This is a genomic window from Ruegeria sp. AI3 (genome assembly GCF_056541245.1).
The window spans coordinates 1-548 of record NZ_JBQFYA010000096.1 but is presented as its reverse complement, the minus strand read 5'-3'; the positions used below and the strand labels follow the sequence as shown (position 1 = coordinate 548).

Genomic DNA, 548 nt, shown 5'->3' with positions numbered 1-548 from the left:
ATCGTGGCAGAAGAGATCCCAACACCCCCCTCGGCCAACTTACCAGCCCATCCCTCGGACCCAAAGAGCGCCGTTTCGGTCTGGGCGGTGTTCAGAACCACACTGACCAGGATCTCCACCCTCGGCGCACTTTCTACCGTCAGCGCCACGCCACCCGCGGCGCGCAAAGCCCTGACCGCATCCGGTCGCGGATCAAAGCCCAGCACCTCATGGCCAGCCCGCAGACACGATAACGCCATGCCCATCCCCATAGAGCCCAGACCAAGAACCGCAATCACCGCCATATCTATCTCTCCACTAGTAGTTCGACCGGCCCAAGTGCAATCATCGGCACGTAGGTGATCAGCATCAGGCACCCAAAGACGACCAGCACAAACCAGATGAGCTGCGGAATGATCCGCTCCACCGGGATACCAGCCACCGCACAGGCCGCGAAGAGGTTCACGCCCAGTGGCGGAGTGATCATCCCCAGGGCTAGGTTCACCACCACGATCAGCCCGAAATGCACCGGATCTACGCCATATGCGATGGCAATGGGCGCAAGGATC

The 548-nt window shown here is 60.9% G+C and carries 2 protein-coding genes; both read right to left on the bottom strand.

Annotated elements, in window-relative coordinates:
- A partial coding sequence (locus ACRZ95_RS23240; RefSeq protein WP_480555774.1) for an NAD(P)-binding domain-containing protein occupies positions 1-284 on the bottom strand: 284 nt, incomplete at its 3' end.
- 2 nt (positions 285-286) lie between these two features.
- The coding region (locus tag ACRZ95_RS23235) for a TRAP transporter large permease subunit (protein ID WP_480555772.1) at positions 287-548 on the bottom strand (262 nt) is incomplete at its 5' end.